Here is a 25,239-nt window from a genome sequence, read left to right on the forward strand (position 1 = left end):
GCGAAACCCATTTACTCTTGTATGTTGATATGAAGAATCTATATTTCAACACGACCTGAATTTAAGGAGAAGCATCTAGGTGACCAAACAATATTTGACACACCGTTGTCTGATTGCCCCTCCAGAAATGGCCGATGACTTTTTTGCGAATACTGTGATTTATTTGGCTCGTCATGATGATGAAGGCGCACAAGGACTGATTATTAACCGTCCTTCTGGCATTCAGGTGCGAGAACTTCTCAACGATCTGGATATCGAGGCAGATCATGTGCAGCCCCATGAGGTTTTGCAAGGTGGGCCGCTACGCCCCGAAGCAGGGTTTGTGTTGCATACAGGACAACCTGTATGGCATTCCTCGATTGCGGTGGGTGAAAATCTGTGTATTACCACCAGTAAAGACATTCTGGATGCGATTGCCCACAATGAAGGTGTAGGACGTTACCAGATTGCACTTGGCTATGCCAGTTGGACCAAGAATCAGCTTGAAGGTGAAATTTCACGTGGCGACTGGCTGATTTGTGATGCCGATATGGATCTTATTTTTAATCTTCCTTATGACGAACGCTGGGATGCTGCTTATAAAAAGCTTGGCGTTGATCGTATCTGGTTATCTTCAGAGATCGGCCATGCCTGATTCAATGTCTCACCAAATGATTATGGCCTTTGATTTTGGTACTCAGAAAATGGGAATCGCCATAGGTCAAGCCGCGATTGAAAGCAGTACGCCACTGGCGCTTTTTCCGATGAAGGATGGCATTCCAGACTGGAACCAACTGCTAAAAATCGTAAAGGAATGGCAACCCACACTTTTTCTGGTTGGTCTTCCACTCAATATGGACGATTCTGAATCGGAGCTGTCTGCACGAGCACGTAAATTTGCGCGTCGCTTACGCCACCAGACCAATATTACAACGTGGATGGTCGACGAACGGCTTACCACCCGTGAAGCACGTGATGAGCTTGAAAGTTATCAAGAGCAAGGACGTGCAAAAAAGATTGCGGCAGACAGCATCGCAGCATCACTTTTAATTCAAAGCTGGTATCGCGCCCCACAAGGTGTCCAACCCTAAATAAAAAGATGGCCCAACCACAGGGTCAAGCCATCTTTTTCGATCAAAAATTCGTATCACACTCAGTTTTTTTGCGAATTACTTTGTACAATATTCACCGTTGCAGTTCGTCCAGCCACAAAAGCTAAAGAATTTTTAGGTGCTTCATCCAGTACAATTTTTACAGGTACACGCTGAGCTAAACGCACCCATGTAAATGTTGGATTGACATTCGCAAGTAGGGTTGAACTACTTGAACGTTCACGATCTTCAATACCCGAAGCAATCCCCTGCACATGACCCCGTATCTTCTGGTCATCGCCCATCAATTGTACGGTGGCTTGATCTCCAATATGAATGTGATTTAATTTTGTTTCTTCAAAATATCCCACCACATACAATTGATGACGATCAATAAGTGCAGCAACAGCATCACCTGTTTTCACATAATTTCCTACCTGCAGGCCAAAATTTGACAGTGTACCATCTGCTGGAGCAACCACTTCCGAGCGTTGCATGTTTAACAACGCCAGATTTAAATTACTCTGAGCAACTTCTATTAGTGATTTCTGTTGAACAATTGTTGCTTCCGCCTGCTCAATTGCGGCTTTCATCTGAGCAATTTCAGCACGTGACTGATCGCGTGTTGCATAAATCTGGTCTTGTTCCTGTTTAGAAATTGCGCCATCCAATAAACTTGAATAACGTGCAGCATTTTTTTCAGCCAGTGCAGTATTCGCCTCAGATTTGGTCAAATTCGCTTTGGCTGCAATCAGATTGGCTTGGGATTGAGCCAATCCAGCTTTGGCCTTGGCCAAATCAGAACGTGCCTGTTCTACATCCAGTTGCTGACGAACCACATCGATTTTAAACAAAACCTGTCCTTTTTTAACGGTCTGGTTATCTTGAACCAAGACTTCTGTGACCAGTCCAGATACATCTGAAGACACTTGTATGACATCACCACGTACACGACCATCGCGTGTCCAAGGTGCTGAATTATAGTAATTCCACAAATGAATAATCACCGCAATTGCCACTATAGCCATTAGTAGTGTCACCACGGGCCGAACAATTTTGCGTAAATCTACCTGACTCATGATCGTGTTCCAATTTCAAATATTAAAGACGATTTCATCTGCCAAAATGCCAAATAAAGATCCAATGCATACACATTAATAACAGGATATACAGCGAAAGATTAAAAACCCCTGGAAAGCCAATCCAGCCTTTAGCAATCAGACGATCTGTCCACAATGTAACGAGTTTGAATAAAACAAATGCACAAATTGCCTGTATCAGGAAACTCGGAATATAAACACCGTATGCATTAAACTCGCCCATCAATCTCTCTCACTTTAGCCAGGGCTTGAACAGTTTCAGTCCCTTGAACATGCAAAATACTGCTTTGAATATTATTTAAGCTGATCTCGATACGCTGCCGAATTTCTGTATGGGTTTCATTAACCAGTAATTCCTGAATATGCTGAATCTGCTGCAAAATTTTATCCTTTAACGACAAATCTAACGTCAACTGTTTTTCTAGCTCACGAAAGGCACGATCTAGAAGTTGCTGCAAACGAAATAAGGCATGCTGTAAAGGTTGAGAGGTTGCTGATTGATACATCAATTCAGCAATTCGGCTTAAATTTACTACAGCACTGGTTTCAATTAATGCCTGATTCATCGCAAATTTTAGCTCATCAACCTGTACCATTTTGGTATTGAGAATGCCAATACGATCCAGCATGCCACGCAAATGAATACGAAACCCCACACCATACGGAATATACAAAGCTGCTCGCATCGCACGATAATGCGATGCCAAAATTCGGGTCGCACTGGTTTCGGGAGACATCGCACGAATAAAATAAATGGCCAAAATCGAAATAATTGGGCCGACTACACCTGCCATGGCAGTATCCATCAAAATCACAGCATTGGTTGTGTAATGATTCTGCAAGTTCAGACTCATAATGAAATTAATCAGCATGGGCAAAGCCAGCCCCATTAAAGGCGGATGTGGAAACATCGACAACAGATAAATCGCCATCGGTGCCAACACAAAAGCCAGTTGCCAGAACTCTTTAACCTCTGGCATGATCACAAAAGCATAAAAAATAGTAAGAATCGCAGCATAAATAGAACCACGGACAAACAGCTTTAAAGCAGGCACAGGATTATCCAGCATGGATAAAATACATACGCTGACAGCTGTTAACTGCGCCATCATGTAACCTGCATGCCAACCACTATAGATCCAGAGCAAAAACGAAATACTGGTTGCTACACCAGCCGCTATCGAACTACGAACGGCTATACCATGATCACGATGCAAACTTGGATATTGAGTTGTCAACGCTGCAATATGATCTGGAATGCGTTTATCACCTTGTTGAATTCTTGCCCATAATAGTTTGATCGTCATGACATTCTGCACAAAGTGGCGAATATCCATTTTCAGTGCCATGAGCATGACCTGCTGTGGAGGCTGACTCAGTGCGATCAGATGATGAAAGTCTTGTTCAAACTCATCTGGCAAACGATTTAATTGTTGTTCTTCAATCTCGGTTTGGGCACGTAAAAATGTCACCACATGCTGATACAGATCGCCCAGCCCCTGTCGATACTGCACGTCACTTTGATCCAATTGTAAAATGCGCTCCGACATCGACATCAAATTGGCAACCACCATCGTGATCTGATGCAGTAATTCCTGCAAAGGCTTGGTCATGCCCCTAAGCTCACCATGTTCGTAGGTCAGATGAACAGCTAGACCGTGAATATCAGAAGTATCTCGTGTAATCCCAGCCAAAAGTTCTGCATAACTACTACTATGCTGAGGATCGGTCAAAATACTTTTAAACACCTCTCGGGTATCATCCAGTGTTTTTTGCACCCTGTGCTGGAGTTGAGTACCAAGATGTGCAGGAAATATCGTCGCAGAAACCACTGCACTACAGATGACCGCAATCGAGATTTCAAGTACACGACTCAACGCCATGTCAAACACACTATAGGTATCAATACTGTTGATTGAACTACAGGCGACCATAGCCGTGGTATAGCCTGCCAGCATAAATACATAACTTCGCGGCGTACGATCAAGCAAAGAAACATACAGGCAAAAGGCAATCCAAAGCGCTAAAACAAACGTAAAGAGAATTGGCATATCGATCATACGAGGCGTGAGAAAAATTGCAAATGCCCCACCAATCACGGTACCCATCAAACGATAAACCGCCTTAGACGACACCATCCCAGCATAAGGCTGTGCAATAATAATCACCGTACCTGCTGCCCACATTGGATAGGTCAGATCCAGTGCAAATGCAATATACAAGGCCAACAGCATCGCAATAAACGTCTTGACCGCAAAAATCAGGTCCATTCGATTGGGCCGAAATGCCAGAATTTGTTTCCACAACATGAAAAGCTCTCTACACGGTGTGCTTTGGTATTACATCATTCAGCGAGTTACTTGTGTGAAGACGTCAACACCGACACGGCGCATCAGTTTTATCTTACACATCAAAATCATAGCCAATACAAACTACGTGCTATTAGATCATTTATGCCAATAGCTTGACTCTCAATAGACGAGATACTTTTTTCTAAAATGAAAAAAGAAAAGGAGAAGCAAAAAACTTAAAGTGCTTTAATTTCACTATTGGATATTATTACATAATTATTTTTGGAAATGAAATTAAAAATACGATAAAATATCTTATAGTGATAATCTAACCAGTTTAAAACAATATGCTGTGGCTAAAAATAGCTACAATACAATTTTCCCATAAATAACTCTGCAAATCAGAAGGCAATTTGTTATAAAGACAAACTATTCATCTTTCAGATTTTTGAGTCATTTTAGTAGGTGATCATGGCGCTTTCTAGTTTTGGTAAAATATTAACAGTTCTTGATTTATTTTCTGTTCATCGACCAATCATCAATGTAGATATCATTTGTGAAGAACTGGCTTTATCAAAACCCACAGGCTACCGTTATCTAAAAGAACTGGTTTCATCAGAAATTTTGCAAAGAATCAGTGGCACGTCGGGAGATTATACGCTGGGGCCTAAAATTGCGGTCATGGATTATATTTCACGTACCACCGATCCGATTGTGCAAATGAGCAGTCCATTTATGCGTGATATTGCCGAACGTACAGAGTTGTGCTGCTTACTTACACACCTTAACCGTGATTATTGTATCGATGTTCACCACGAAGTATTTCGTAATGCAGACTTGCTTTCTTACGGACGAGGTTGCCCACGACCTGTGTATATGGGCTCATCGCCTAAAGTGATTATGGCACATCTGCCTAAACGGCAGATTCAGGATTATTATCAACGTTTTTCGCGTCAACTGGCAGAAGTAGATTTTGCCCACGATGAAGAAAGCTTTCTGATTCGTATGAAAAAAATCAAAAAAGATGGCTATTACATTTCACATGGTGAACTCAATCCAGATGTGACAGGGCTCTCTGTTCCAATCAAATTTTCGCACACCAAAGAATCTCCGATGGCTCTTACATTGGTAGCCTCTAAAAATCGTTTCGAGTTTATTAATATTGATAAATTAATTGAAATTTTGCAGGCCAATGTCATCCATATTGAACAGAAATCGCTGGCCTTAATCCAAATCGAGAAATCACTACATTAAAGCCACTTTAAAACGTCAAAGGATAAGAATCGTGATCACTTGCGTTGAACGATTTATAACAGGAACTGTCGGAAAGTGAGATTGATTCTGGGATGAATCACCTTTTGTGATTTCATGATGGCATGCTGCCAATGCTGTTGTGTTTCACCACGCATCACAATGAGCTGCCCAGATTGTAGCTGCATCTCGATTTTTTCTTTGGTGCGAAGATGACGAAAACAAAATTTTCGGGTGGCGCCTAAGCTTAAAGAAGCAATCGTGGTTTGCTTGGCCAGAGACATATCGCCATCACTGTGCCAAGCCATTCCCTGCGTACCTTCCTGATACAAATTTGCTAGACAAGAATTAAAACGCTCTGCTAATGTCTGCTCAATCTGCTGTTTTAGAATGAGAAGCTGCGGATCCCATGGTAGTGAATCACGCATTATTCCCGAATAAGCATAACGATAATGATCATCGCCATACCATGCCACTTGACGTGGTGTAATAAAATGCTTGCCGTATAAACGTGCTTCATCATGCCGCCAAGCCAGATGCTTCAAAAAATATTGAAAATACTGCTCGGCTTCGGCTGTAGAAATAAAGCATCCATAATCCTCAACGTCACCATCGTAGGGTAATAAGTTCGTTTTAGGCTGTGGTGCAAATAAATCCAGCGTCATCCCTGATTCCCATATTTTGCCATTTCACATGAAAGTAAAGCCAATTTACGGCTACGATGCCAATGATATTCACCAATCGCCCCAGTTGAACGGATCACGCGATGACATGGAATCAAATAGGCAATTGGGTTTTTAGCTACGGCGCTGGCAACTGCACGCACCGCCTGTGGCTGTCCGATCTGCTCTGCAATCTGCTGATAACTACGTAATTGTCCCGCTGGAATACAAAGCAAAGCCTCCCAAACCTTGAGCTGAAATGGTGTGCCTTGCAAACACAAAGGCAGCTTTTGCTGCAAACACTGGGTCAGGTCTCCCGAAATCCATGCCGAGACTTGCTGATGTAGAGGCGCAGATCTATGACAAAAATCAGCAGCAACAAATTTTTGTCGTAATTCATTCAGAGGCTGCTCATACTCAGACGTTGTCTGGATAAATTGTATAGAACAAATGCCTTTTGGCGTACTGGCGACAAAGATTTCACCAAATGGCGTGGTTTCATAAGAATAATTCAAGCAGACTGAAACACCTCTCTGCTTATAGGCACCTGGTGTCATTCCCTCAAACTGAATAAATAAATCATGCAAACGACCTGTACCAGATAAGCCCGAATCCAATGCGGTGTCTAGTATACTCGACTGCTGCTGAAGCAACGATTTCGCATGCTGTAAACTCAAATACTGAACAAATTTTTTGGGACTAATACCTACCCATTCCTGGAACTGGCGCTGCACATAACCTGAGCTCAGGCCCACACTCGCTGCAATCTGTTCAAGCGTCGGCTGCTTATCTTGATGCTGATACAAATAATCGATAACTGCTGCCATGGTCATAAACTGAGTCGTAGAGAGATTTTTCATGCTCAAACTCCTGCATTTTATGTTGAGCGTAGACGAGCCAGCATCGTGTTTCGACCCGATTCTTGCACTAAACATATAAAAAAGCCCTTCAACTTGAAAGGCTTTTTACACATCTTAAGGCTGTTTGAGATAAGGCCAAGCTGCTTTCAGATAAATAAACATCGACCATAAAGTCAAAATCACAGCCGTGTAAAGCAAGGCATACGCCAGCAGATCCAGGGGCTGCCAGTTTAATAAGAAGACGCTAATCGCAATCATCTGGAAAGCTGTTTTATATTTACCTACGGTCGAAACTGCAACATTGGTTCTTGCACCCAGTTCTGCCATCCACTCGCGTAATGCAGAAACTGTAATCTCTCGTGAGATAATCACAATTGCAGCAAATGCCATGGAGATCGTCGGTTGCCACTGCACCAATACAATCAGTGCCGAAGCCACCATTAATTTATCTGCCACAGGATCTAAAAAACGGCCAAAAGCCGATGTCTGGTTTAAAGCTCGCGCCAAATAACCATCAAACCAGTCTGTAACCGCAGCCAAAATAAAAATGGCTGTCAGCACGAGATGCCGCAGAAAGCTTCCTTCATGGAAGTTTACCCCGATTGCAGGTGGCCAATATGCCACTATAAGAAAAACAGGAATAAGGGCGATTCGTGCAAGTGTTAAAATATTTGGGATATTCAGGATTCGACCTGTTGTCATAGACACCGCCTGTTAGTCCCCTAATTACATCATGCGAATTTAGTTAATTAAGGTTTTATGCATTTTTCACTAACGCCAACTTTATACGAAATGTCACACAGTGTCGACTAGGCAAAAACAGTAACTGTCTGCCTCGAAATAGCAATCAGACGGTTTTGAGCATCCCATAAATGCGCATATTCTGTAGCATAGCCAAAGGCAGCATGCTGCGTGACGACCTGATACTTAAACCAATCATGTAACTCATAAGCAACGGGACGAACAAAAGTGAGATGCCATGTTAGAGAACTGGCAGGTGCGATGGTTTGAAACATGGGCAGTACCCCTGGTGGCCAGATATCCATCAAAATTAACAAATCAGCCACATTCAATGCTCGCGGTGAATGTTTTTGGATATCGTAACGGCACCAGCCACCAAAATCTGGAGCTTGTTGAGTCATGGGATAATGACCTTCTGCCCATCGCAGATCGAATTGTTGATAGCATTCTGGCATCATTTTTACAAAAGGCATTCTTGAGAACTGCTCGGGAGACAAATAGTCTGGTGCCTCGGGTAAGTTAAGCACAAAAATTTCAGAAGAACGCGGCTGTCCGAAACTTGCGATCAAGATGGTTTGAACAGCCTGGTCCTGCCATAAACGTGCCTCAATTGTGGTGACAGATTTACCCTGCCGCAAGATTTCAACTGTTAGTCGTACCCGCCCTTCATTCACTGGTCCCACAAAAGTAATGCTGGTACTTAACAGATTTTTGGACTCATCATTCATCACACTTAATGCTTTATGCATGAGCAAGCCTGCAACCAATCCACCATAAATCGTTCTTCCCTGCGACCAGCCTTGGGGAATATCAATCCATTCATCTTGCGTCAGTTGTTCCAATGTCTGATCTAAAGGCATAGCATCACTCATTATTTTTCATTCTGATTGCTATTGTGCAGTATTTTATGACAACAAAAATGATCAGTGACGCGCCAGTCACAGGATGTTTTTGCCAATTTATTCATGCAAGATTTTATAAATGGTTCTTGCCATAGAAGGCCCCAGACCAGAAACCAGCATCAGCTCCTTTTCCGAAGCTTTGAGTACACCCTGGATACCACCAAAATGAGTCAATAAGTCACGACGACGCTTAGGCCCTAATCCTGGAATTACTTCTAAAACCGAGCCGGCACGACGTTTATCACGTTTGGCACGGTGTTTGGTAATCGCAAAGCGATGCGCTTCATCACGTACCTGCTGAATCAGATGTAATGCCTTGTGATCTTCTGGCAACTGAATCTTGCTGCCATCAGTAAAATGTAAAGTTTCAAGCCCTGGCTTACGACCTTCACCTTTAGATACGCCCACCATAAATGCATCCAGACCCAGTGTCTGCATCACTTCCATGGCCATGTGTAACTGCCCCTTGCCACCATCAATTAGTAATAAATCAGGTACAATGTGCTTTTTATAACGTCGGGTGAGTGCCTGGCGCATCGCTGCATAATCATCTCCTGCGGTAATATCCTCAATACCAAACTGACGATAATCACGTTTACGCGCACCTCCCTGATCAAAAACCACACAAGATGCAATTGTGGCTTCGCCCATGGTATGACTGATATCAAAACATTCAATTCGATCTACTGGGCGCCCTACCACTTGTTCAAGCTGATGGAAACGCTCATTGAGTTCCAAATGATTACTTAACTGACCTTTAATGGCATGCTGAACATTCATGATGGCCAGTTCTTGCCATTCTGCACGGGTTTCTCGTACCTTGTGTTTGATCTGAATTTTCTTGTCAAACTGGGTTTGTAGTGCTTGTTCTAGCTCTTTACGGTCGGGCAGCTCAACATTAACAATGAGCTCTGAAGGAACTTCATCTGCCACCTGAAAGTAGAAATTGGCAATAAAATCACTCAGCATTTGCCCCAAATCATCGCTGAGCATATCTGGGAAATAACTTTTTCCACCGAGCATCCGTCCATTGCGTACATACATGATTTGTACACAGGTGACACCTGCCTGAAAAGCAATTGCCAGAATATCTGCCTCACCTTTAATTTTGAAAACTGCCTGTTGTGCCTGTACTTCACGCAACAGCCCTAAACGATCACGATAAAACATGGCTTTTTCAAACGCGAGCTGCTCGGCAGCCTCTTCCATCTTGGCAATCAATTCCTGATTGAGCTCTTTGGTATCACCTTGCAAAAATCGAATCGAGTTGTCCACGTCCTGCTTGTAATCTTCAGGGGAAATCAATCCCACACACGGCGCAGAACAGCGTTTAATCTGGTATTGCAAACACGGCCGTTTACGCTGGGCAAAATAACTGTTTTCACATTGACGCACATTAAATAGTTTTTGTAATACCAGCAAAGTATCTCGGGCACTATATGCACTTGGATACGGCCCAAAAAACTTCCCAATCTGATGCTTGCCTTTACCTCTTCCACTTGCAATACGTGGATAAGGTTTATCACTGGACACAAAAATATAGACATAGGATTTATCGTCACGCAGCATAATATTGTAAGGCGGACGATGCTGTTTAATCAGATTCTGTTCAAGTAAGAGTGCTTCAGTTTCAGAGCGTGTAACCAGTGTCTCAATATCATGAATTCGCGCGACCAAGGCCTGTGTTTTAGGATGCTCAATCGTTTTGACAAAATAACTGGAAACACGATTTTTTAAATTTTTGGCTTTACCAACGTAGAGCAGTTCGCCGTCTTTACCCAGCATACGATATACGCCAGGTAATTGGGTCATGTTGGCGAGAATTTTTTCAATATGTGGACGCGCGTTTGGATTCACTATTAGATTCTTGGCTAAAGGCTAGAATACTAATGTGATGTTTCCATGTATGCTTTTCAAGCGTTGTCATGATGACAAAATGTTGAAGTTTTAAGATTCCAGGCGATAGTAACTGTATTTGACGTCTTTTTCTCTATAAACCGCATAGGTTTTTTGACGAAAATCTGAAAACCAGCCATTGCCTGTATATCCAGCAATATGACCATACATATGGCCATCCGTGCGCTGAATAATATAAATATCACCTTCTTGAGGATTACCAAACGCGGGTTTAATTTTTTTATAGCCGTTTTTTTCTAAAGTGTGTCCCCAATCAGAAGCAGCCACAGGATGTTTAGAGACATCAGCCCCTGCTGTTTGCAAAGCAATGCGGATATGTTGAGCACACTTTTCCTTACTATGTCTTGCTGAAATACTTTCTAGTTTGTGCGAAAATTTATGCAAATCAATATTTTGAGATAGGTTTTTATGATGAATTTTATGCTGAGTAGTATGGTGCGACTTGCTACGAGAAGTATGCGCTGAATGTCCTTGATGCTCTGTGTATGTTTTCTTTAGCGGATGCTGTACTTTATGATGTACATGTGCATTTTTTCTTTCTGTAACCTGCATGTGCTGAACATGTACCGCGTGATGAACATGAGCCATTGTTGAACCTATCTAAAATAACCACTTCTCAAAAACCGAGCCATTTTAGAGCTAAAATACTTAATTCAATTTTAATAGTTGTAACAAATTTAAAACAACGTGATACACATCACATCTACACCCTATTATGCTTTTTTACATCTCAAAAAAAAACGCCCTATTGGGCGTTTAAATTTTAAAACACATAAGGACGTACAAAAATCAGGAAAAAGATTCCAAGCATGAGAAACCACTTCAAGAAGTAATACAGTTTACGGTTTTTGGCTTTTAATGCTTTGGCTTTGATACGAATCTGATAAATATAACCAAAGGCTTTATTAAGACCACCAGTTTTATCACCTGTCTCGTTTGGAGAACTTGCAGCCGTCATTACATTTTTACCAAACCAGTGGTTAAACTTTTCCATAAGCCTTGTTTTTAAAGGACGTTCAACGTCAGCAAAGAAAATAATCCGGTTTTGGTCTGTGGTATTTTCAGCATAATGAATATACGTTTCATCAAACACCACACTTTCCCCATCACGCCATGAATAACGCTGTCCATCTACATCGATAAAGCAACGATCATCATTGGGCGTGATCAAACCCAAATGATAGCGTAATGAACCTGCATAAGGATCACGATGACGAACCAGACGACTATTGGGTGCAAGCTCGGTAAACATCGCCGCCTTAATAGATGGCAATGTTTTTAATAGTGCCGTTGTTTTTGGACAGAGCTCAGCCGCAGAAGGATGCGCAGAGTCGTACCATTTTAGATAAAATCGTTTCCAGCCAGTTTTAAAAAATGAATTGAAACCAAGATCGTTATAAGTACTTGAAGCCTTGATCCCGCCCTGATCATACAATGCTCTGGCTTCATCGCGAATCATTTCCCAATTTTCATCCAGTATTTTCAAATCCTTGAAATGTTGAGTTTCAATATAAGGCTGATTAGGCACTTTTGAAAACATGTACATCAGAAAATTGATGGGCGCAAGTAACGTCGAATGATCAAAGAACTGACGATAAAACGAATGACGAACTTTGCCGCGATGCTGGATATACAAGGCTGATATCACAAAAATCGCTAATATGATCCACTTAATCATATAGTTACTCGCATTTAAGCATATTTAAAGATACTTCAAAAAATTTGAAATTGAAGGAATAATAACAAAATCTCGAAGAAAATTCAGACTTAGTATTAGCAAGTATTATTTTGATTAAATAGAAATCTCAAAAATACCTATTTTTGAGATTTCTCAAACTCTAAACTAGTTTTTATATGGTTGCCAATTTAATGCAGTCAGAGAAACGAGTGCTTTTGCAGCAGTTTCATTATAGGCATAACAACCAGATTTCAATTGTGCAATTTTTAACTGAGCAAAACGGATACTTTCAGGAGCATCAGTATTTTTTAAGAATATTTCCCAATGTTTAATTTCTTGATCAGCGGTCCAGCCAATGTTACTCGTGTAATTTGCTGAATATGTTTTACCTTGATATTGCACCGCAACACCATCATCTACAGCAAGACCTAAAGTAGTATCATAAATTGTGGTCCATTGAACATTTTGCCATGTCCCCTTAACTGCTTTATAAGTTAAACCAAATGGACTTGTTTGATTCAAATATTTAAGAAAAGGTTCATTTTCTGCATCGAATTCTTCAAAATTTTGATTAATCTCATAATCCTGACTGATATTAAATGCAAATGTTTCTTGATTAGACTTTTTTGAAATCAAACGATAGCAACTACTTCCTTGAGGAAACTTATTCTGCCCATAAGTATTAAGAAATATACGTCCATTAGTTGAGGTCTGATTATTCACTGGAAACCCTATTGCTCGATAACCAGGTAAAACAGTATCAAACATATTCTGACCAGACAAATCAACTCTTTGAAATTTCCAATCTTCTTTGACATCTCCAATAATATCTAGTGTCCAATCTGTTAGCGAATTAATATTCATAACATTAATCGCATTATCAGTTGGAAAATAAAGTTTTTTTTCTGTGAGTAAATACTCATTCAAAGCTTGATTGGAGGCGGCATCTGTTGATTTTTTATTGAATATTTCAAAATAAGAAACGTTTAGCTCATCTGTTTCATTCGCATTATAATCCATAAAATAGTAACGAGTTCCATTCGCAGTAGAATCTTGCGATGTATTGCTTTGATTATTATCACTCCCTCCCCCACATGCACTCAACATAAAAGAAAGAATTGTCAAAATCATAAATTTATTTTTTAACATAATAAATACTTTATTGAACATTTTTATAACACAAAGTTTATCCAAAGATAAAAAAATAGACAAGCCTTTCTGTCTAATAATTCACACATAGAATATTAATTTTGGGGCTTAGGAAGTTAAGCATATTAAAAAATAAGGTAACTTCCTAAGCCCCTAATTTAATAACTGTGTATTACATTCCCTAGCTTTATCTTGAAGCATTTCCTAACAAGCAGCTTTCACAATTAAAAATATATTTTTCATAAATATGGATAAAAAATATTTAAAAATAATAGGTGACCCTCGCGTCACGACTAGATACAACTTGTTATGTTCTTTTTAGATATAGTTATCGTAAGATTAGCGGAGCATTTTAAGTGTATAAAGATGCACAGGCTTCATAACATCAACGTATAAGTCCTCCAAAATAAAGGAGATCAGGCATGATCCACGCTGGCAATGCCATTACCGTCCAAATGCTTTCGGACGGAATTGCAGAATTCCGCTTTGACTTACAAGGTGAGTCGGTCAACAAATTTAACCGTGCAACCATCGAAGACTTTCAAGCTGCGATTGAAGCAGTCAAAAATCATCCTGAAGTTAAAGGCTTGATTGTCACTTCAGCAAAATCTACGTTTATCGTGGGTGCAGATATTACCGAGTTTGGACAAAACTTTGCTCAAGGCGAAAAAGCCATTGTTGAATGGGCTTTACCTGTACATGACATCTTTAATAGCTTTGAAGATTTAGACATCCCTAAAGTTGCTGCGATCAATGGCATGGCGTTGGGTGGTGGTTTTGAAATGTGTTTGGTCTGTGACTACCGTGTGATGTCAGATCAAGCACAAGTAGGCCTACCAGAAATTAAACTGGGAATTTTCCCAGGCTTTGGCGGTACTGTTCGTTTAAGCCGTTTGATTGGTATTGACAATGCCGTTGAATGGATTGCCATGGCGGCACCGAAAAAACCAGCGGCAGCACTCAAAGATGGTGCCGTGGATGCTGTAGTTTCAGCAGACAAATTACAGGAAGCTGCAATTGATCTGGTAAAACAGGCGTTGGCAGGTCGTGTCGACTGGAAAGCCAAACGTCAGGAAAAGCTAAACCCTGTGAAGCTTAATCCACTTGAGCAAATGATGGCTTTTAATACAGCAAAAGGTGCTGTACTAGCAAAAGCCAATCCGGCTCAATATCCTGCACCGAAACTCATGCTTGATTCATTACAAGCAGGTGCAAGCTTGGGTCGTGATGAAGCACTCAAAGTTGAAACAGAAGGTTTTGCTAAAGCTGCAATCACACCACAGGCAGAAGCATTAATTGGTCTTTTCTTGAATGATCAGATCATTAAGAAAACCTCTAAGAAACATGAAAAAGGCGCGCATCCTGTGAATCAGGCAGCGGTACTGGGTGCTGGTATCATGGGCGGTGGTATTGCTTATCAAGCAGCGAGTAAAGGCACGCCAATTATCATGAAAGATATTGGTAATCCGCAGCTTGCGTTAGGTATGCAAGAAGCCAATGGTCTACTCACCAAACAGGTCGAGCGCAAAAAACTTACCCCTGCAAAAATGGGCGAAACTTTGGCGCGTATCCGTCCAACTTTAAGCTATGACGAGTTTAAAGAAGTGGATATCGTGATTGAAGCGGTCACAGAAAATCCAAAAATCAAGGAAGCAGTCCTGGCAGATACCGAAGCAAAAGTGCGTGACAACACCATTATTGCCTCAAATACCTCAACCATTTCAATTACGCGTTTAGCAAAAGCACTCAAGCGTCCAGAAAACTTTGTAGGTATGCACTTCTTTAATCCAGTACACATGATGCCACTGGTTGAAGTCATTCGTGGTGAACAGACTTCTGAAGAAGCTGTTGCAACGACTGTGGTTCTGGCTCAGAAGATGGGTAAAACCCCAATCGTGGTCAATGATTGCCCTGGCTTCTTGGTCAACCGCGTATTGTTCCCTTACTTTGGGGCCTTTGATCTATTACTGAAAGATGGCGCTGACTTCCAGCAAATCGATAAAGTCATGGAAAAATTTGGCTGGCCAATGGGCCCTGCTTATCTGATGGACGTGGTGGGAATTGACACTGGTGTTCATGGTGCCGAAGTCATGGCAGAAGGTTTCCCAGATCGGATGAAGCCAGATTACAAAGGTTCAATTCAAACCATGTATGAAGCCAAGCGTCTAGGTCAAAAAAATGACGTTGGTTTCTACAAATATGAACTCGACAAAAAAGGCAAGAAAGCAAAAACGGTTGATTCAACCGCATATGAAGTCATTGCACCAGTTGTGACTAGTGAAAAACGTGAGTTTGATGCTCAGGAAATCATTGATCGTATGATGCTGGCGCTTTGCAATGAAACCGTACGCTGCCTTGAAGACAATATCGTTGCAACACCTGCTGAAGCAGATATGGCAATGATTATGGGGATTGGTTTCCCACCATTTCGTGGTGGCCCATGTCGATATATCGATCAAACAGGTGTGGCTGAGTATGTTGCGCTTTGCAACAAGTACGCACATTTGGGTAAAGCTTATGAAGCGCCGCAACTACTGCGCGACATGGCTGAAAACAACAAGAAATTTTACGGTTAAGGGAGCAACGTGAATGACTAATTTAAATCCACGTGACGTTGTGATTGTTGATGGTGTTCGTTCTGCCATGGGCAAATCTAAAAACGGAATGTTCCGCAATGTACGCGCAGACAGCCTCTCTGCCGAGCTCGTTCGTGCACTTGTTGCCCGCAACCAGTTTGATGTTAATGAAGTTGAAGACTTGATTTGGGGTTGTGTCAATCAGACCCTTGAACAAGGCATGAACATTGGCCGTAATATTGTTTTATTGGCCGATTTACCTAAAACTGTTGCAGGTCAAACCGTCAACCGTTTGTGTGGTTCTTCTATGCAAGCGATTCATACCGCAGCAGCGCAAATTGCGACCAATCAAGGTGATATCTTCATCATTGGTGGTGTAGAGCATATGGGTCATGTTGGAATGATGCACGGTATCGACTTGAACCCAGAAGCATCTAAACATTACGCTAAAGCATCGAATATGATGGGTTTAACTGCCGAAATGCTGGGTCGTATGAATGGTATTGGCCGTGAAGAGCAAGATGCTTTTGGTGTTGAATCTCACCGCCGTGCTTGGGCTGCAACTCAAGAAGGTCGTTTCAAAAATGAAATCGTGGGTGTTGAAGGCCACGATGCCAATGGCTTTAAAATTCTCTGCGATATCGATGAAGTGATTCGTCCAGATGCAAACCTTGAAGCATTCAAAGCATTACGTCCTGTGTTTGATCCGAAAGGCGGTACTGTAACGGCAGCAACGTCTTCAGCTTTATCTGATGGTGCTTCTGCCATGCTATTAATGTCGGCTGAGCGCGCACAAGCATTAGGCTTAAAGCCTCGTGCAGTGATTCGCTCTATGGCAGTTGCGGGTTGTGATGCAGCGATTATGGGTTATGGCCCAGTTCCAGCAACGCAGAAAGCACTTAAACGTGCTGGTTTATCGGTTGCAGACATCCAAACAGTTGAACTGAATGAAGCATTTGCGGCTCAAGGTTTGTCTGTCCTTAAAGGTCTGGGACTTTATGAGAAACAAGATATCGTCAACCTAAATGGCGGCGCGATTGCACTGGGTCACCCGCTTGGCTGCTCGGGTGCACGTATCACAACGACCCTACTTAATGTGATGGAACAACAAGACACTCAAATTGGTCTTGCTACGATGTGTATTGGTCTCGGCCAAGGGATCGCAACCGTGATTGAACGTGTTTAATTAATACCAAGATAAAAAATCCCCGCTCAATGCGGGGATTTTTATTTTATCGGCCTTTTAAACCGTCTTGAATTTGCTGCTGTAGATTTATGAGGTCATTCATATTTACTTTCATTGTACCTTCACGATAAGTATCAACATTATTTCGATTAATATTCAGAGGTCTTAACATTTCAAAAAGACCATTTGTAGGATCAGAGGATTGGATTCCATTGGTTATGGCTAAAATATACTGTTGTAAGAATGGAGAAAATTGACTTAGATCAGGAGAACTTGTTATGGGCTGATAATCAATAGCCAATGGAAAATTTTCTTTAACATTTATATTCTGTGTCGCATTCTGAGTTTGATCTATACGATGTTGCAGCGCTTGGCGTACTTCCTTATCTTCTTGGAGCGGTACAAAGCCCACCTCTTCTCGTAGCTCAGATTCAGCCATAACGCGAATAGTCGGTAAATTAGTTACATCTTCTGCTTGAATAGTTTGTAAGGCCGTCAAAGCAAATGCAGCGATCAAAGCTGATCGTTTTAGAAAGTTCATCACTTACTCCAAAAATCAGTCACTCTATTACACTTAAAAGATGAAGATCTGAATCAAGGTCTCTATTATCAGGCTACATCAAACTACTTATTGATTCAGTAAGGCTCGGATAAACGGTAAATAGCATTGGATTTTTCTACTTAGCCACAATTCTTTTTCTTATTAAAAAACTAGCGATACGAAACAGCCCATAAATTAGAAGCAATGTATTGATTCTATAAAATACATTTCTATATTTTATTCATTCTGCAATTATTCTTTTAAATCGTCTTCTAAAGCAGCTACGTTCTTTTTCTTAATACTTTCAATTTTGGCATTCAGTTTTAAAACATCTTGATAAAGACCATTAAATTTCCTAACTTGGGCATTTTCATGAAACAAAATCATGCCATCCTTTTTTTCCCACGGATACTGTTTTAATAAGGCAAACATTTGTTTAGCCTTATCTAGTATTTTCAGTTCAATCATAAAAATTGCATGATCCTGCCCAACTTTTTCATTACTTCCCAATTTCTGTTCAAGTAATACACGCATTTCTGGTTCTACCGATAGACTTTGGGCTTGTGTCAGAAATGCTTGATGAATTTTTTCATATTGAACTTGGTACTGCTCGGAGGCTTCACTCACTGCTGCCAACATATTTTCAGTTTCGGCATATTTCTGTTTTTTATCCAGTTCTAAACGATCTACATTTAGGAATGTATCCCATTTTGCTGCTTTAAGTGTTCTTAAATAAGCGTTACGTGCATTGATATTCTCAATCCAGTAATTGAGCAAAAATTCAGACATTTTCTTGTAATTGCCTGCCAGACGTTTATCGTGAATATTTAATTGTACGGGTGTTGACCAGTCTTGTGCCTGATCATAAAGCTGACCCATTTTTTCAGACATGACCAGATCAAACATCTGACTACTGTCTTGTGACTTTCTTTTCTGAATGTATTGGTATGAAAAAAATACAAGGCTTGCGACGACAATCAAACTGACGATCATGATGCTGACACGACGCATAGGCATCTCCCTTGGCTACACTATTTTGTTATCTGATCGCTCATTTACTTATTCTTTTATATGCCATTTATTTCATAAGATGCAACACGCCATTACACATTGCAGACTTTAAATCTGATGAGATGACCCCTATTATAAATAATGAATTATAGATTTGAGAACTTTCCATGCGTGTAGATATCTGGTCAGATGTAGTTTGTCCATTTTGTTATATTGGAAAAAAACGTCTTGAACATGTGGCGGCAGAAGCAGGTATTGAGCTTGATGTGCACTGGCATAGTTTTGAATTAGATCCAGATGCACCCACATCTCATGACACATCAAATACTGAACGTCTGGCTAAGAAGTATGGACGGACCTTTGAAGAAATGCAGGAGATGCAACAGAATATCGCGAGTATGGCAGCACAGGAAGGCATTGACTTCCAGTGGCAAAAAGCCAACTCTGGCAATAGTTTTAACGCACACCGTATTATCCATTTAGCACAAAGCAAAGGGCTGGGAAATGAAGCAGAAGAAGCTTTTTTTCATGCCTATATGACTGAAGGTTTAGCCATTGGTGAGCGTGAAGTTGTAGAAGAAATTGCATCGCGTATTGGACTTGATCATGCCGAAGTCGAGTTTGTACTGGATAGCAATGAGCTTTCAGACTTTGTTCGACATGATGAAAAAATTGCGCATGAGCAATTAAATATTTCTGGGGTTCCTTTTTTTGTGTTTGATCAGAAACTCGCTTTATCAGGTGCGCAACCTAAAGAAGTATTTTTGCAGGTTTTACAAAAAGCTTTGACACAGCGTGAAAATGATGCCGTTGCCGAGGCATCGTCTGATGCCGTATGCTCAGATGATAGCTGTGATATACCGCAAAAAAGTTAAGCAAATTTGCAAAATAAAGCACACTATCGATCATTTATTAACCAATAAATAGAATGCAGCGTTGCAAAATTGTGACTGTACAAGCTTGATATTTATCCGTATTATTGCGCCTTCACGTTATTTTTGAAATTACGCGCTGTAGTTCTCTTATTTTATCTCACTTTTTGAGATGATATTTTATAAACCTCTCTTGAGTCATTAAGAGAGGTTTTTTTGTTTCTGCACGTTATAATCACCTCATCTCATTTATTACGTTATAGCGAAATAAAACGTTATTTTTATATAAAATTTTGCTCATCACTTTTGTTGCTGTTGAATTTAAAGTTTATGATTCGCCCAAAATTTTCGAGTGGAATTCTGCTTTAAAGCCAAAAAAGCGTAAATATTGAACGATGAAAATTAAATTTATTGTCATTATTTTTACTCTATATCACAGAAGTCTTTTTCTGTGACGAGCTTAATTTTTAATTTTTTATAAAATTTATCTTTTCCATTTTTACCTGTTGATGATAAATCTTTTTGAAATTTCTCATCATTCAGCAATAGCGGAAAAGTTTTGTAACCTAATAAAAGTTTAGTTGGGTTTTTTCCTGCTTCAACTGCTTGATCAATCATCTTGTTAATATACTTAACCGAAACTTCCGACATACTGATATATCCATGATCTATCGTTAGTTCATGATGCTACGGCAATTTTATTTAGTTTTTATTGCAAATCGAGTTATCTGGTTTTTTTAGTAAGCAAATTAATTGATACTGTTTTTAAAAGTGAATGGAAAGATACTGTCATCTTTTTAACTTTCAGCTTATCGAGTTTAGTACATACCGTTACCCAAACAGTGCACTACGCTATATTTGCAATCAAATACTCCTGCTTTTTACTTAACAGAAAGGCATCGTAACATCTCGACCACATTCTAAAATCTATTCTGTGTTTAGATAAAATAAATCAGATCATTGTTATATCTGTTTAATTTAATAATTTACAACGAGGGCCATTCAATGACTACATTAGATACGCATGATACAGCTCGTCCTTTAGGTTCTGTAGAACCTTCAGAAAAAAATGAAACCCCTGTGCCGAATAAAAAGTCTCGTTTTTCACCTACGGTTAAAGGCGCTTTAATTGGTGCAGCTGCGGGTAGCATTCTGCCCGTATTTGGTACTTTTAGCGGTGCTTTAATTGGAGGTATCGCAGGTAAAGTCTATTCCAAGCGCTGTGCCAAAGCATAATGGGTCATGCATATTGAACCAAGCGAACAATTAGACCAATTGCGGCTCAGGGTATGTTATATCATGCTATCTGGGCCGCATTTTTACTTTGGCGCAACCAATGTTTGGTTAAAAAACCAATTGTTTTAGATTAAAAGACACTTATCTTATTAAATTTACTTTATTTTGTTGTATACACTTGATTTTATAAGTGAAAACAATAACAGTTGTCACATCATCTTCATAATAATGAATTTTTACATGATGACAGCACAACAAAAGATATGGAAATTAGCCTCACTTTCAATTTGCCTGTTATTGGTGACACCCCAATTTGGCTTTGCAGGAATGGTTCAACCACATGATTCATCTTCAAATGACCTGATCCTGCCAAATAATCCAGACATACCACCAACCTCGGTGGCTTATCCCATTGAATTACGTAATCTCAATCAGGTACACGATAAAAATCTTCTGGATTATATTCCAGCCTGGATTGATGCATTACCAACGATTCTTCCCCCAGAATCCAATCAATCCATAGTTCCCTCTGTGATAGAAACACAAAACAAGACATGGGTTGATCGTAAACAAAAACAAATCAGTCAATGGGCTGATCGAACATCAGTTAAAATTGATAACTGGTTTGGTGAAATTGATCCAAAAAAACCAGCCGATGCCTCCTTGCGAATCATGCTGGATAACTATTGGGATAAATATAACGGCTTTGAAGTGAAACCCCGTATTCGCGGTAAAATCAAGTTGCCTACGCTTGAACGCCGTTTAAGTGTCGTTTTTGGTGATGATTCCCTGGATAACGAATTTGACAATAATATTGCAAATACCAATATCGATCCAAATGGTGATAATAAACGTCTGGATACACGCCAGACCCGAGATAGTAATGGTTCAATTGCCTTACGCTGGTCTGACTTTGCAAAACGTCTTCCGTTTGAAACAGATGCAGATCTTGGGATACGTTCAGGTGATGATATCTATGTTCGCCTAAAAGCAAAACGTACATGGGAACTTCGAAATGATTTTTCATTCTATGCCGAACAAATTTACCGTTATGGGATCAATAGCAAAAACTATTTTAGAACCAATCTTGAACTGACACATGCTCGACCAGACGAAGCTTTTTTTTCAAATCAGCTCAGCCTAACGCATGCCGATGATCAGGATGATAACTGGACATGGGACAATCGACTATTTAGGCAACATCAGTTCTTTGCCAATAATCGCTTCAGCTACGGCATCTATGCAGGTGGATATTATAACGATAATGATCTACGTCTAAATAGTTGGGGGCCTTTTATGTCTTGGCGTCAACCTGTGTGGCGGGAATGGTTTTATGTCCAAGGCGATCTAAATTACCTAAACGATCATCGTGAAGACCGCAATCATTATCTGAGTACGTTTGTGCGTCTGGAAGCTTTATTCTAATGCTGAACATCAAAGAATTGTTCAGCATTCATATTCTTATTCTTATTTAACTTGGAGTTCCCTCTAATTTTTTAATCTAAGAATTAAACTAACATAGCTATCACACTCGTTATTTCGAGCATATAAGCATGAGTAATGCCCCACTTTCTATTCATGGTGAGTAAATTTGATCGCATAGATTCATCTTGCTACTCACCTTAAAGGATGTAAAACAGTAGAAAAAAGTTAGCCCTTATTAAACTTTCCTAAAAGCTATAAATAATCTAGTAAAGGTCACCCCCCAAACTCTTGCAAGCTTGAGCATCGTCGATAGACTAAAATGACTAGACAGGTAATTATGTTAAAATCAAACTTATATAACCAGTTATTTTTAGTGTGTAACAGTAGTTATTGCTCTTGATTAGGCAATTCAAAAATGGTGAATGTCCTTGATACAAAATATTGAATTAAAGTGGTTGTACGATCTGATTACTTTAGAAAAGTATCGGAACTTCACCATGGCCGCTGATATGCGAAATATTTCTCAATCATCACTCAGTAGACGCATTCAAACCCTAGAAAATACGTTAGGATTTGAGGTCTTTAATCGAGAAATGTCACCATTACAACTCACCGAGAAAGGCAAGCTCTTTGTTTTACATGCAAGGAGCTTTCTCGATGATTTTGAATATAATATTGATAAAATTAAAGGAACTGACAATATCAGAAGTAAAGTGACCATTGCTTCTGCCCATTCTTTAGCTGGCTATATTTTTCCAAAAATCTTAGGCAATCTTAAAAATTATCAAGAAAAAATCTTTCATGTCGAAGCAATCAATGTCAATGAAACGGTAGACCATTTACGAAATGGAAAATGTGATTTTATTGCTTCATTTTATGATGATGAATTGATGAATCCACAGTTTTTATGCCATAAAATTTTTTCTGCAAAACTGTATTTAGTGACCGCACCGAATCATCTTGGGCGTCCAAAATTCTCTTTAGAAGATCGGTCATTGCCATTAATGAATTATACCGATGATAGCTATATGGGCAAAAAGGTCAATAAATTTCTTCAAGACAGTCAATCTGAATATTTTAATATTACTTTTGTTTCTTCTATGAGTATTTTGCTTAAAGATATGATTAAAGGGGGTTTTGGTATTGGATGGTTACCCGATTATAGTATTCAGGAAGAACTTAAAAATAATGAATTGATGATTATTCCGTTAAAAGATTCTGTTTTATCCGTTGATATCTACTTATATAGAAGTAGCTCAAGATTGAATGCAGCATCAGAAGGTCTATGGAACTTCATTAAAGCAATTGACTGGACAATTGCATAAAAATGAAAGTAACTCCAACTAAGCTACTTTCTTTTGTCCTAGTTAAAAACTGAGTTAGGCACTTTGTTGCGAAGTGTTCACCATCTGTTGAACGTCTTCCATATTCGTTTCTGGCTTTAACTCTTCCATTGGTGTCGTTCTCGCAATCACTGCTGTTGCAATACTATTACCGACAACATTCGTCGCGGTACGTCCCATATCTAAAAATTGATCAATTGCGAGTATCAGGAGTAATCCAGCTTCAGGGAGCTTAAACAAACTGAGCGTTGCAGCAACCACCACAATCGATGCCTTTGATACCCCTGCAATCCCTTTACTGGTAATCATCAACGTCAATAAGATGAGGATTTGTTGTGTAATACTCAAATCTATATTGTAAGCTTGTGCAATAAAAAGAATTGCAAACGCTGCATACATCATTGAACCATCTAAGTTGAATGAGTAGCCTAAAGGCAATACAAAGCTCGTCACTTGCTTAGGTACACCAAATTTATTCAATGCATCCATGGTTTTAGGATAAGCAGATTCACTACTGGTCGTTACAAAAGCTAACATGACAGGTTCACGTATAAGTTTAGCCAACTTAAATGTATCCGTTCTAAGGAAAATGTAAGCCACAGAAAATAGAATAACAAGTAAAACAGCTAAAGCTAAAAAGAATGAACCGAGAAAAGTTGCATAATTTACAAATACACCAACACCTTGTACTGTAATTGCAGAAGCAATCGCTGAAAATGCAGCAACAGGTGCAAATTTCATGACATATTCTGTAATTTTAAACATGATATGGCTAAGTTCTTCAACCATCTTAAAAATAACTGACGTGTATTGATGATTAATAAAACTGAGCGCTTTCCCAAAGAAAATCGAGAAAATGAGGATTTGCAGAATTTCATTGTTCGCCATGGCTTCAGCAAAGCTGCGCGGAAATAGATGAGTAATAAATCCATTTAATGAAAACCCATCTGTATTAATAGAAGAAGGTAATGCATTGGTTGCATGATCAGGAGTGAGGTTCAAGCCAACACCAGGATGGAAGACATTTGCAAATAACATTCCAAGCCCTAGCGAAATAATTGAGGCGCTAATAAACCATCCCATGGCCTTAAAGGTAATTTTACCTATTGATGATGAGTTACCCATAGATACAATACCAACGACAATCGTTGAGAAGATTAATGGGGCAATAATCATTTTAATTAATCTAAGAAAGATAGCGGTTAATAGATTAAAATAAGATGAAATTTCTTTTGCCTGCTCTGCTGTAGATGCCAGATAGTGACATAACAACCCAATTATGGCACCCAAAAATATGGCAATAAGTACATAGCGTACTGTGGTTTCCTTTTTCATACTACACTCACTAGATTACCGAAGAACTCAGTGTCCCTTTTTAGTTATGGCAGCTTTTTCTTGTTGCTTAATGCATAAATAAAAAAGCTCATG

Annotated in this window: 23 protein-coding genes and 1 pseudogene; 9 read left to right on the forward strand and 15 right to left on the reverse strand. The window is 39.9% G+C overall.

Annotation, left to right across the window (positions count from 1 at the left end; genetic code table 11):
• The first annotated feature begins 79 nt into the window (after positions 1-79).
• Entirely contained in the window at positions 80-634 is a 555-nt protein-coding gene (locus F952_RS01380) for a YqgE/AlgH family protein (protein ID WP_004920502.1), read from the forward strand.
• Positions 627-1,070, forward strand: a complete 444-nt coding sequence (gene ruvX, locus F952_RS01385; RefSeq protein WP_004920504.1) for a Holliday junction resolvase RuvX — start codon at positions 627-629, stop codon at positions 1,068-1,070. Before F952_RS01380 ends, ruvX begins: the two co-directional genes overlap by 8 nt.
• A gap of 62 nt (positions 1,071-1,132) precedes the next feature.
• Here the strand turns inward: ruvX and F952_RS01390 are convergent, their stop codons facing one another.
• Genes F952_RS01390 through F952_RS01400 form a run of 3 tightly spaced genes read right to left on the reverse strand, consistent with a single transcriptional unit; the run spans position 1,133 to position 4,479 of the window.
• Entirely contained in the window at positions 1,133-2,149 is a 1,017-nt protein-coding gene (locus F952_RS01390; protein WP_004920508.1) for an HlyD family secretion protein, read from the reverse strand.
• Between the two features lie 34 nt (positions 2,150-2,183).
• Complete coding sequence (locus tag F952_RS01395) at positions 2,184-2,393, reverse strand: DUF1656 domain-containing protein (RefSeq protein ID WP_004920510.1); 210 nt, start codon at positions 2,391-2,393, stop codon at positions 2,184-2,186.
• A complete protein-coding gene (locus tag F952_RS01400; RefSeq protein ID WP_004920513.1) occupies positions 2,380-4,479 on the reverse strand; it encodes an FUSC family protein in 2,100 nt (699 codons plus the stop codon). The genes F952_RS01395 and F952_RS01400 overlap by 14 nt, the downstream gene beginning before the upstream one ends.
• Before the next feature lie 453 nt (positions 4,480-4,932).
• Here F952_RS01400 and F952_RS01405 point away from each other — a divergent pair, with 453 nt between their 5' ends.
• On the forward strand, positions 4,933-5,715 hold the full coding sequence (locus tag F952_RS01405; protein ID WP_004920515.1) for an IclR family transcriptional regulator: 783 nt from the start codon (positions 4,933-4,935) through the stop codon (positions 5,713-5,715).
• A gap of 53 nt (positions 5,716-5,768) precedes the next feature.
• Here the strand turns inward: F952_RS01405 and F952_RS01410 are convergent, their stop codons facing one another.
• From F952_RS01410 to F952_RS01445, 8 genes and pseudogenes are all read right to left on the reverse strand, one after another.
• A complete protein-coding gene (locus F952_RS01410) occupies positions 5,769-6,377 on the reverse strand; it encodes an alpha-ketoglutarate-dependent dioxygenase AlkB family protein (RefSeq protein WP_004920517.1) in 609 nt (202 codons plus the stop codon).
• Positions 6,374-7,234 (reverse strand): bifunctional transcriptional activator/DNA repair enzyme AdaA, encoded by an 861-nt coding sequence (locus tag F952_RS01415; protein ID WP_004920520.1) that lies wholly within the window; start codon positions 7,232-7,234, stop codon positions 6,374-6,376. Before F952_RS01415 ends, F952_RS01410 begins: the two co-directional genes overlap by 4 nt.
• A 114-nt stretch (positions 7,235-7,348) precedes the next feature.
• The gene (gene pgsA / locus F952_RS01420; protein WP_004920522.1) at positions 7,349-7,936 is read right to left on the reverse strand and encodes a CDP-diacylglycerol--glycerol-3-phosphate 3-phosphatidyltransferase; all 588 of its coding nucleotides are present in this window, start codon (positions 7,934-7,936) and stop codon (positions 7,349-7,351) included.
• Between the two features lie 107 nt (positions 7,937-8,043).
• On the reverse strand, positions 8,044-8,835 hold the full coding sequence (locus F952_RS01425) for a thioesterase family protein (protein WP_004920524.1): 792 nt from the start codon (positions 8,833-8,835) through the stop codon (positions 8,044-8,046).
• A 99-nt stretch (positions 8,836-8,934) separates the two neighbouring features.
• On the reverse strand, positions 8,935-10,734 hold the full coding sequence (gene uvrC, locus F952_RS01430) for an excinuclease ABC subunit UvrC (RefSeq protein WP_004920527.1): 1,800 nt from the start codon (positions 10,732-10,734) through the stop codon (positions 8,935-8,937).
• Between the two features lie 90 nt (positions 10,735-10,824).
• A pseudogene (locus tag F952_RS01435) lies at positions 10,825-11,205 on the reverse strand (CHAP domain-containing protein); the annotation flags it as partial.
• 352 nt (positions 11,206-11,557) lie between these two features.
• The gene (lpxO, locus tag F952_RS01440) at positions 11,558-12,472 is read right to left on the reverse strand and encodes a lipid A hydroxylase LpxO (protein WP_004920532.1); all 915 of its coding nucleotides are present in this window, start codon (positions 12,470-12,472) and stop codon (positions 11,558-11,560) included.
• Positions 12,473-12,637: 165 nt separating this feature from the next.
• Positions 12,638-13,621, reverse strand: a complete 984-nt coding sequence (locus F952_RS01445; RefSeq protein WP_026056989.1) for a hypothetical protein — start codon at positions 13,619-13,621, stop codon at positions 12,638-12,640.
• A gap of 422 nt (positions 13,622-14,043) precedes the next feature.
• Between F952_RS01445 and fadB the strand changes: the two genes are divergently transcribed.
• Together fadB and fadA are read left to right on the forward strand one after the other, a co-directional pair.
• On the forward strand, positions 14,044-16,197 hold the full coding sequence (gene fadB / locus F952_RS01450; RefSeq protein ID WP_004920538.1) for a fatty acid oxidation complex subunit alpha FadB: 2,154 nt from the start codon (positions 14,044-14,046) through the stop codon (positions 16,195-16,197).
• A gap of 13 nt (positions 16,198-16,210) precedes the next feature.
• Positions 16,211-17,383 (forward strand): acetyl-CoA C-acyltransferase FadA, encoded by a 1,173-nt coding sequence (gene fadA, locus F952_RS01455; RefSeq protein ID WP_004920543.1) that lies wholly within the window; start codon positions 16,211-16,213, stop codon positions 17,381-17,383.
• A 46-nt stretch (positions 17,384-17,429) separates the two neighbouring features.
• Here fadA and F952_RS01460 read toward each other — a convergent pair whose 3' ends face one another.
• Positions 17,430-17,924 carry a hypothetical protein gene (locus tag F952_RS01460; protein WP_004920545.1) on the reverse strand — a complete coding sequence of 165 codons (495 nt, stop codon included), beginning with the start codon at positions 17,922-17,924 and terminating at the stop codon, positions 17,430-17,432.
• Between the two features lie 252 nt (positions 17,925-18,176).
• A complete protein-coding gene (locus tag F952_RS01465) occupies positions 18,177-18,935 on the reverse strand; it encodes a hypothetical protein (RefSeq protein ID WP_004920551.1) in 759 nt (252 codons plus the stop codon).
• A gap of 167 nt (positions 18,936-19,102) precedes the next feature.
• Between F952_RS01465 and F952_RS01470 the strand changes: the two genes are divergently transcribed.
• The gene (locus tag F952_RS01470) at positions 19,103-19,810 is read left to right on the forward strand and encodes a DsbA family oxidoreductase (RefSeq protein WP_004920556.1); all 708 of its coding nucleotides are present in this window, start codon (positions 19,103-19,105) and stop codon (positions 19,808-19,810) included.
• Between the two features lie 420 nt (positions 19,811-20,230).
• On the opposite strand, the gene F952_RS01475 is transcribed toward F952_RS01470, so the two are convergent.
• Positions 20,231-20,458, reverse strand: coding sequence for a hypothetical protein (locus tag F952_RS01475; protein WP_004920558.1), 228 nt, complete (start codon positions 20,456-20,458; stop codon positions 20,231-20,233).
• Positions 20,459-20,812: 354 nt separating this feature from the next.
• On the opposite strand from F952_RS01475, the gene F952_RS01480 reads away from it, so the two are divergent.
• From F952_RS01480 to F952_RS01490, 3 genes are all read left to right on the forward strand, one after another.
• Positions 20,813-21,043 carry a hypothetical protein gene (locus tag F952_RS01480; RefSeq protein WP_004920562.1) on the forward strand — a complete coding sequence of 77 codons (231 nt, stop codon included), beginning with the start codon at positions 20,813-20,815 and terminating at the stop codon, positions 21,041-21,043.
• Between the two features lie 240 nt (positions 21,044-21,283).
• Positions 21,284-22,468, forward strand: coding sequence for a hypothetical protein (locus F952_RS01485; protein WP_004920565.1), 1,185 nt, complete (start codon positions 21,284-21,286; stop codon positions 22,466-22,468).
• A gap of 428 nt (positions 22,469-22,896) precedes the next feature.
• Positions 22,897-23,793 (forward strand): LysR substrate-binding domain-containing protein, encoded by an 897-nt coding sequence (locus F952_RS01490; protein WP_026056990.1) that lies wholly within the window; start codon positions 22,897-22,899, stop codon positions 23,791-23,793.
• A 54-nt stretch (positions 23,794-23,847) separates the two neighbouring features.
• Here the strand turns inward: F952_RS01490 and F952_RS01495 are convergent, their stop codons facing one another.
• A complete protein-coding gene (locus tag F952_RS01495) occupies positions 23,848-25,146 on the reverse strand; it encodes a dicarboxylate/amino acid:cation symporter (protein WP_004920571.1) in 1,299 nt (432 codons plus the stop codon).
• Positions 25,147-25,239 lie beyond the last annotated feature (93 nt).

Origin of the sequence: Acinetobacter baylyi DSM 14961 = CIP 107474, from assembly GCF_000368685.1 — a bacterium.
GTDB lineage: Bacteria > Pseudomonadota > Gammaproteobacteria > Pseudomonadales > Moraxellaceae > Acinetobacter > Acinetobacter baylyi.

Bases quoted from the DNA above. Each gene is read 5' to 3' on its own strand.
- ruvX (WP_004920504.1), top strand. From the start codon at position 627: ATGCCTGATTCAATGTCTCACCAAATGATTATGGCCTTTGATTTTGGT.
- F952_RS01425 (WP_004920524.1), bottom strand. From the start codon at position 8,835: ATGCCTTTAGATCAGACATTGGAACAACTGACGCAAGATGAATGGATT.
- F952_RS01400 (WP_004920513.1), bottom strand. From the start codon at position 4,479: ATGTTGTGGAAACAAATTCTGGCATTTCGGCCCAATCGAATGGACCTG.
- F952_RS01390 (WP_004920508.1), bottom strand. From the start codon at position 2,149: ATGAGTCAGGTAGATTTACGCAAAATTGTTCGGCCCGTGGTGACACTA.
- F952_RS01405 (WP_004920515.1), top strand. From the start codon at position 4,933: ATGGCGCTTTCTAGTTTTGGTAAAATATTAACAGTTCTTGATTTATTT.
- F952_RS01495 (WP_004920571.1), bottom strand. From the start codon at position 25,146: ATGAAAAAGGAAACCACAGTACGCTATGTACTTATTGCCATATTTTTG.
- F952_RS01445 (WP_026056989.1), bottom strand. From the start codon at position 13,621: ATGTTAAAAAATAAATTTATGATTTTGACAATTCTTTCTTTTATGTTG.
- pgsA (WP_004920522.1), bottom strand. From the start codon at position 7,936: ATGACAACAGGTCGAATCCTGAATATCCCAAATATTTTAACACTTGCA.
- F952_RS01485 (WP_004920565.1), top strand. From the start codon at position 21,284: ATGATGACAGCACAACAAAAGATATGGAAATTAGCCTCACTTTCAATT.
- F952_RS01470 (WP_004920556.1), top strand. From the start codon at position 19,103: ATGCGTGTAGATATCTGGTCAGATGTAGTTTGTCCATTTTGTTATATT.
- F952_RS01395 (WP_004920510.1), bottom strand. From the start codon at position 2,393: ATGGGCGAGTTTAATGCATACGGTGTTTATATTCCGAGTTTCCTGATA.
- F952_RS01480 (WP_004920562.1), top strand. From the start codon at position 20,813: ATGACTACATTAGATACGCATGATACAGCTCGTCCTTTAGGTTCTGTA.
- F952_RS01410 (WP_004920517.1), bottom strand. From the start codon at position 6,377: ATGACGCTGGATTTATTTGCACCACAGCCTAAAACGAACTTATTACCC.
- fadB (WP_004920538.1), top strand. From the start codon at position 14,044: ATGATCCACGCTGGCAATGCCATTACCGTCCAAATGCTTTCGGACGGA.
- F952_RS01465 (WP_004920551.1), bottom strand. From the start codon at position 18,935: ATGCGTCGTGTCAGCATCATGATCGTCAGTTTGATTGTCGTCGCAAGC.
- F952_RS01460 (WP_004920545.1), bottom strand. From the start codon at position 17,924: ATGAACTTTCTAAAACGATCAGCTTTGATCGCTGCATTTGCTTTGACG.
- fadA (WP_004920543.1), top strand. From the start codon at position 16,211: ATGACTAATTTAAATCCACGTGACGTTGTGATTGTTGATGGTGTTCGT.
- F952_RS01475 (WP_004920558.1), bottom strand. From the start codon at position 20,458: ATGTCGGAAGTTTCGGTTAAGTATATTAACAAGATGATTGATCAAGCA.
- F952_RS01415 (WP_004920520.1), bottom strand. From the start codon at position 7,234: ATGAAAAATCTCTCTACGACTCAGTTTATGACCATGGCAGCAGTTATC.
- lpxO (WP_004920532.1), bottom strand. From the start codon at position 12,472: ATGATTAAGTGGATCATATTAGCGATTTTTGTGATATCAGCCTTGTAT.